6 protein-coding genes and 2 pseudogenes are annotated in these 7516 nt (G+C 59.4%); 4 read left to right on the top strand and 4 right to left on the bottom strand.

Annotated elements, in window-relative coordinates; genetic code table 11:
* Positions 1-283, top strand: a pseudogene (locus tag U5805_RS31300) (type VI secretion system tip protein VgrG); the annotation flags it as partial.
* Positions 284-349: 66 nt separating this feature from the next.
* Positions 350-1330 (top strand): hypothetical protein, encoded by a 981-nt coding sequence (locus U5805_RS31295; protein ID WP_322107362.1) that lies wholly within the window; start codon positions 350-352, stop codon positions 1328-1330.
* Between the two features lie 1129 nt (positions 1331-2459).
* On the opposite strand, the pseudogene U5805_RS31290 reads toward U5805_RS31295, so the two are convergent.
* From U5805_RS31290 to U5805_RS31275, 4 genes and pseudogenes are all read right to left on the bottom strand, one after another.
* Positions 2460-2941 (bottom strand): annotated as a pseudogene (locus U5805_RS31290) (IS6 family transposase); the annotation flags it as partial.
* Between the two features lie 261 nt (positions 2942-3202).
* On the bottom strand, positions 3203-4027 hold the full coding sequence (locus tag U5805_RS31285) for an alpha/beta hydrolase (RefSeq protein ID WP_322107361.1): 825 nt from the start codon (positions 4025-4027) through the stop codon (positions 3203-3205).
* Positions 4028-4272: 245 nt separating this feature from the next.
* Positions 4273-4551, bottom strand: a complete 279-nt coding sequence (locus U5805_RS31280) for a hypothetical protein (protein WP_415914698.1) — start codon at positions 4549-4551, stop codon at positions 4273-4275.
* A 14-nt stretch (positions 4552-4565) separates the two neighbouring features.
* Entirely contained in the window at positions 4566-4724 is a 159-nt protein-coding gene (locus U5805_RS31275) for a hypothetical protein (RefSeq protein ID WP_322107360.1), read from the bottom strand.
* Between the two features lie 131 nt (positions 4725-4855).
* Between U5805_RS31275 and U5805_RS31270 the strand changes: the two genes are divergently transcribed.
* Positions 4856-7201: a VTT domain-containing protein gene (locus U5805_RS31270; protein WP_322107359.1), complete on the top strand. Its 2346-nt coding sequence runs from the start codon at positions 4856-4858 to the stop codon at positions 7199-7201.
* An 83-nt stretch (positions 7202-7284) separates the two neighbouring features.
* The coding region (locus U5805_RS31265; RefSeq protein WP_415914697.1) for an endonuclease/exonuclease/phosphatase family protein at positions 7285-7516 on the top strand (232 nt) is incomplete at its 3' end.

Genomic DNA, 7516 nt, shown 5'->3' with positions numbered 1-7516 from the left:
TACGCTCGGCGGCCCAGGGGACTTATTTCTGAAGACCATCACGGTTCAAAAGAAGGGCAAGGAGTCAAAGCATATCCTTTTGCCGGCACTTCCCGGCGCTCAAAATGCGTTTGACGATCGTTTCAGGTTACTTGACAAAGTTACCGGCGCGCCGCTTCCGAATACCGAATACGCAATCGTCCGGGCTGATGGTGCGGTTGAACATGGTGTCACCGATGATGACGGCCACACACATCTGCTTAGTCAGACTGCGAAATCGGAGTCCATCAAGATTTACGTGTAGTTGAACATCACTTAATGTTCGAATTTCATTTCATCAGATAATTTCCATAACTTGAATACACTTCTCATGAGCGAAGAGACATTTCCCATTGACTTCGGAAACACGGCAGACGATTGGATAACTAGCCCACTCGGGCGAAATCTCAATCTTGTGTGCAAGAAAAATACTACGTTATATACCGACGAAACCGTGAAGGAAGTTCTTGTTCCAGAAAGATATGTAAAATTGAAAATAACAACAAATACTTCTGGATTTACCATCCAGAAAGTGTACGGGCATCCTAACGTGGGCACGCGCTGGGAGAAATCCACAGAGCCGCAACCTGCAGTCGTAGTACCGACGTACCATGCGAGGTTGATTTTATTTGATTCATCCAAAGGTGAAGATGCCTCTGTTCAATATGACATAAATGTCACGCGAGATGCCTGGTATTATCTTGGTGTCGATACCAATCACGCGACCCAATGCAGAAACATTGCATTTGAACCAGCTGACGCAGCCAAGAACAAATATTTGACAGATCAGATTCATTTTCCGACTGCTGCGGATCCCATAATCCATGGATATTTCCTCATGGAGGACGAGTCCCAGCGCCAACAGGAAAAGCGTTATCTTCACGCTGAAAAAGTAAGTATCGATAACCCGTTCGGCCCCCCAGTATCCTCTCGAAATGATGAATCATTTGCCACGAATGTAATGTTTCACATTGGAGGATTCTACATAGCTCGCGCGTCGGCTCTACACGCTAAATGGCTCGGTGGCTCAGAGGGATGCTTTGCGTTTATTCCCAAAAAAAACATTCGCGCGACACCCGAGGATGCGGCGAAAATAATAATGGAAAGGGCGTTCTTCTCTAATAAAACCTGGGTAAAACTCACAACGATGATTGAGAAATATAGAGATAATGATGTGAAGAAACGGTTCATTATCGAGGTAGAAAAACGCCCCCCCTACCCTCGTAACGCAGTCAAGAAGATATTGATGGTTTCCGGCGCCCTTGACGACCTCATATTGCCAATGGACGGTATAGAAACACGCGTATATTAAATTATATAGAAAAGATTCTCAGCATGGCAAAAAATAGCAATTATTATCGACCACTTGCAATTACCACTATTATTTTTATGGTTATATTGGTTGGAACTGCTTTTTTTCTGTTTTCCCCCGTCTTGGAATGCATGCACAACTTTGGTGGATACGTAGAAGATTGTGATGATGCGTTTTCACTTTTCCTGGCTCCATTTGCAATTATTTTTATAATTTGGAGTATCATATTTATAATCGCAATTTTTATTGTACTGTCAAAGCAAAAAACAACGTGACCCTCAATTCATAAAGTGACGCTCCATCAGACGCGATCTTTTAATAGGGTGTGCCTAGACAATTCATTGGGCATCCAATCTCCAACAAGAAATCGCCAAAGCTTGCCTCGAATGTAATGTTCCATATAGGCGGCTTCTATGACGCGAGAGCGCGATATACGCATCACAAATGGCTCGGAGGATCTGAAGACTGCTTCGCTTTTATTCTCGAGAAGAGTAAGCGGGCGTCACCAGAGGATGCTGCCGCGGTTACTTATGAAACGACGTTCGTTTCGAATGGGATATGGATAAATCTAACCACCATCATCGACAACCACCGCGATTAGGATTCACAAAAGCGGTTCATTGTTAAAATCGAGAAGCGCGGCAACATGGCGGCAGATGCAGCAAAAACTGTAATATTTATTGCGAAAAAATGACGCGCATCATTCGACATCCATTTAAATAGAAATCCGATCGTCGTGAAAAGAGCAATATGGTATCTGCGCAAATTATGCATCATATTTATGATGCTAATATCCGCATTCGCGGCGACATATATATATGACATCGCCGCTTGTTTTCGCGAATTCGGATATTACAGCGATGATTGTCCTGAGATAACCAGTTATGTTCTAGTTATATCTTTTCCCATTTGGGCAATCATTTTCTTGGTTACTTTATTGATATTTTCCTATTTATCAAGGAAACTACGCGCGTTTAAATTCAATTAAATTGCGAGAACTTTGGCGATCAATGAAGCCATGGCGACTGATATGGGCTGGGCGAGCTTTCCCTGATGACGGGCGTGAAAACAGGTTCTGGTGCAAATAGTCGGTCTGGTCGAGATTTTTGTGATAACTATGGATACCTGATCAATTGAAAAGGACGGCATCCCAGGCAGAGGACGCTGCCGTGTCATTGAGCCGGAGATCGCAGAGATCGCACTGCCCCTTGCGAATGCGATGCATCAACTCGATGCCTGAAATCGTCGTCGCGGCATTCCGGAACCGCTTGAAGCCGAGCATCACGTTTGTCCGGGACTTGATGTTTCGATGGTCCTGTTCGACCGGGTTGTTCCGATACTTCGAGGACCGGACCTCATGTCTGCAGGTAGCGGACCACCGGCCTTCATCTCACGCACCGCCCGGTGCGTGGCGGCATACCCATCGAGCGTGATCGTCTCCGGCGGCTGCCCCTGATCCTTGATCGCCTTGCTGAAAAAGGCTTTGGCAGCGGCCACATCGCGTTTCGCCCTGAGCATGAAGTCCACGGTCTGGCCAGACCGATCCACCGCTCGGTAGAGATAAACCCACTTGCCACGGTTCTTCACATCGGTCTCGTCAACGCGCCACGACCGGCCGGCTGCCCTAGCAAAACGATTTTTCAATTGATAAGGTATCCATGGTTATCACAAAAATCTCGACCAGACCGACTATTTGCGCCAGAACCCACGAGCGATCTGCCCGTCGATCTCGCGGCTTTCGGCCAGCGACCGGCGCGGCAGGCGCGATGCGCCGATGCGCCGATGCGCGTACGTCATGCGCCGAAGCATGGGCGCATCGCGCTCGGCGCGGCAGCGAGCCGCGCCCGGTCGCGCCGAGCGCGCAACGATTGCTTACTTACGGTTGAGGAACGCGAGCAGATCGGCGTTGACCTGATCGGCCATCGTCGTACACATGCCGTGCGGGCCGCCCGGATAAATCTTGAGCGTCGCGTCCTTGACGATCTTCGCGGAAAGCTTGCCCGCGTCGTCGATCGGCACGATCTGGTCGTCGTCGCCGTGCAGGATCAGCGTGGGCACGTCGAACTTCCTGAGATCGTCGGTGTAATCGACCTCCGAAAATTCATGCACGCATTCGTAGAGCGCAAGAACGCCGCCCAGCATGCCTTGCAGCCAGAACTGGTCGATGGTGCCCTGCGAGACTTTCGCGCCTTCGCGATTGAAGCCGTAGAACGGCGTCGCGAGATCCTTGAAGAATTGCGAGCGGTTGTCGACCACGCCTTTGCGGATGCCGTCGAACACGTCTTTCGGCAGGCCGCCCGGATTCTTCTCGCTCTTGATCATGATGGGCGGCACCGCGCCGATCAGCACCGCGCCCGCCACGCGCTTCGTGCCGTGACGGCCGATGTAGCGCGCGACCTCGCCGCCGCCCGTCGAATGGCCGACGAGCGTGGCGTCGCTCACGTCGAGCTTGTCGAGCAGTTCGGCCAGGTCGTCGGCCCAGGTGTTCATGTCGTTGCCCTTCGCGGGCTGGTCGGAGCGGCCGTGGCCGCGCCGGTCGTGCGCGATCACGCGAAAGCCCTGCTGCGCCAGAAAGAGCATCTGGGCGTCCCAGGCGTCGGCCGACAACGGCCAGCCGTGGCTGAACACGACGGGACGGCCGCTGCCCCAGTCCTTGTAATAGATCGACGTGCCATCGCGGGTGGTGAAGGTGCTCATCGCAAACTCTCCTGTTTCGACCATCGGGTAAATGACGAAGACGAACGCCGTCGCGCGAACGCGGCTGGGTACGGAGCCAGTTGCGAGGGCGTCGGGAAGCGGGGCAGTGCGGGACCAACGAAGCATGCCGGAGCCCACACGCGCGGGTGGGGACGACACGCGGCAAAGTATAGAGAGAACGAATTGACGATGGCGCGAAGGTGCGCGGCGGCTCCGGGCGTGCCGCGAGCGCATCGCGGCGAAACTCAACGCCGGCGCTTTTTCCAGTCGTAATTCGCGGGCGGATCGGCGGCGCCGGCCGGCCCCACGCTCTGCGGATTTTCCGAGCACAGCGAAACGAAGCCGATCGTGCCGTCCCGCGCCTGGCGGCGGCGCAAGGTTTCGGCGAAAGCGAGCGCATCGGACAAACCGCCCGCCGGGAACGACTGTGCGCGCGGCGACAAGGCGGGTTGGCGCGCGTCGTTTCCGGATGTCGCGCCCGCCGCTTTTTCCGCCGCCATTTCGCACCAGTACACCACGTACACCGCGCTCGTTGCGCTCATCGCGCCCCCGCCGCGCGCGTGGCACGCGATATGCGAACCGCCTTGTTCGATGTTTGCATCGCAAGTTTGAAGGAGCGCTTCGTGCCGATAAACAGGTCGATATTCATGCCGATAAACATGCCGATATTCATGCCGCCGTCCGTGTCGATTTTCATGCCGGTTGGCGCGGTGGCGGCCGCTTTCGCCGGTTTGAACCATTCCGCCGGTTTGAACCCTCCCGCCGATTCCGCGATTTTCCGGCGCCGCGCGGCACCGGCGCAACGTTGATCGCGCGGAACGCCTGCCTATGTTGCATCCGCGACCGACGCTGAACGAAGCCGCGCAAACCACGCGCGAAATCGGGCCCGAATCGACGGCCGGAACCGCGGGCGCGCCGTCCCGCGCGGGCCTTTTGCGTCCAGGCGAAACCTGCGATTCGATTCACCACGCCCCGCGCCTGCGTCTTTTGATCGACGCCGCCGATTACTACGCCGCGTTGCGCGCCGCGATCGTGCGCGCGCGGCGCAGCGTGACCATCGTGGGCTGGGATATCGACAGCCGCGTGGAACTCGTGCCCGGCGGCGCGCGCGACGGTTTTCCGGCGCCGCTCGGCGAGTTTCTCGCGGCAGTCGCGGCGCGCCATGCGGTGCGTGTGCGCATTCTCGCATGGGATTTCGCGATGCTTTACGCGTTCGAGCGCGAGTGGCTGCCCGCGTTCAAGCTGGGCTGGAATAGCGGCAAGCGCATCGGTTTCCGGCTCGACGGCGCGCATCCGCCGGGCGCGTCGCATCATCAGAAGATCGTGGTGATCGACGACCGGCTCGCGTTCGTGGGCGGTATCGACATCACGCGCTCGCGCTGGGACACGAGCGCGCATGCGCCGAACGAGCCGCGCCGCCGCAACGGCCCGCGCGAACCCTACGCGCCGACGCACGACGTCCAGGCGATGTTCGACGGCGACGCCGCACGCGCCGTGGGCGCGCTCACGAGCGCGCGCTGGCATCGCGCGAAAGCGGTTACGCCGCGCCAGCCGATGCGCGAACGCGCGCAGGAGCGGCCGCAGGATTCGCCGCAACCGCCGACGCAGGATTCGCCGCCGAACGGCGCGGATGGGCAAGCGCAACCCGTGCCGCCGAACGAAGCGCGAGCGCAAACGTCATCGCCATCGCCATCCCAATCGTCATCGACCGAAAACGATCCCTGGCCGCCGCATTTCGCGCCCGACGTGGAGGACGTTCATCTCGGCATCGCGCTCACGGCCGCGCCGCACGCCGATCGCGCGGGTTGTCAGCAGATTCACGCGCTGTATCGCGAGGCCATCGCGGCCGCGCGCAAGACCCTCTACATCGAAAACCAGTATTTCACCGCGAGCGCCGTGGGCGATGCGCTCGCGCGGCGGCTCGAACAGGCGGACGCGCCCGCGATTGCTGCCGTGCTGCCGCGCGAGCAAACCGGCTGGTTGCAATCGGCGACGATGGGCACCTTGCGCGCGCGCCTCTACAAGCGGCTGCGCGCGGCGGACCGGCACGAGCGTTTGCGCTGCTATGCGCCGTGGACCGAAGGACTCGGCGACGCGTTCATCAACGTACACAGCAAGCTGATGACCGTCGACGACGAACTGCTCGTGATCGGCAGCGCCAATCTCAACAATCGCTCGATGGTGCTCGACACCGAATGCAACATCGCGCTCGAAGCAAACGGCGATGCGCGCGTGCGCGCGGCCATCGCGAACGTGCGCAACGGCTTGCTCGCGGAACATCTGGGCGTGGAGCGCGCGCGGGTGGAAACCGCATTCGAATGTTTCGACGGCGACGTGAACCGCGTGATCGCGAGCCTCGGCGGCGAGTCGCGCACGCTCGAGCCGCTCGAGCCCGCCGTCTCGCCGGAACTCGATCAGTGGGTGCCCGAAAGCGCCGTGGTCGATCCCGAGCGGCCCGCGCGTCCCGACGAAGTCGTGCGCGCGTTCGTGCCGGGGCGCGGCGGCCGCTCGATCACCGGGCGCTTGCTGCTGCTCGGCGTGTGCGCGCTGCTCGCCGTCGCGATGACGCTCGCCTGGCACTACACGCCGCTCGCGCAGTACGTGAGCTTCGAGCGCATCGGCCGCGCGGCGCATGCGCTCGCGGACACGCGTTTCGGCCCGCTGCTCGTGGTGGCGGCCTATGCGCTGGCGGCCGTGGCGTCGGTGCCCGTGACGGTGCTGATCGTCTGCGCGGGGCTTCTGTTCGGCGCGTTCGCGGGCAGCGCGTATGCGCTCGCCGGCTCCTTGCTGGCGGCGCTCATCACCTACGCGATAGGCCGGTGGGCGGGCCGCGACGCCGTGCGCCGGCGCGCGGGCTCGCGCCTGAACCGCATCTCGAAGCGGCTCGGCAAACAGGGCTTGCCCGCCGTGGTCGTGCTGCGCGTGCTGCCGCTCGCGCCGTTCGTGCTCGTGAACCTGGCGGCGGGCGCGTCGCATATCGGCTTGCGCGACTATCTGCTTGGCACGTTGATCGGCATGGGGCCGGGCATCGTGCTCGCGGCGACGTTCGCGCATCAGCTCGTGAATGCCGTGCGTCATCCGGGGTTGGGGTCGATCGCGCTGCTCGCGGCGATAGGCGTGGCGCTCGTGGGTTTGTCGGCGGCATTGCAGCGCTTTTTGGGAGCGCGCGAATGACGCCGGCCAGCGACCGAGGCGATCGGCACGGACGCGACGCGAACGAAACGCGCGCGAATGGAAGCGCCGGGAACGCAAGCCGCGTGAACGGACGGGCTCCGGATGAAAGCGCCGCGAACGCGCGAACACTGCGCTTCGTCACCTGGAACATTCACGGCGCGGTAGGCACGGACGGCGTGCGCGCGCCCGGGCGCATCGCGCGCGTGCTGCAAACCCTCGACGCCGACGTGGTCGCCTTGCAGGAAGTGCCGCTCGGCGGCCAACGCGGCAACGACGCGGAGAATGGCGATCACGCCGATCACGCCGATCACGCCG

Origin of the sequence: Paraburkholderia sp. J41, from assembly GCF_905220235.1 — a bacterium.
GTDB lineage: Bacteria > Pseudomonadota > Gammaproteobacteria > Burkholderiales > Burkholderiaceae > Paraburkholderia.
This window is presented reverse-complemented; position numbering and strand designations above follow the sequence as displayed.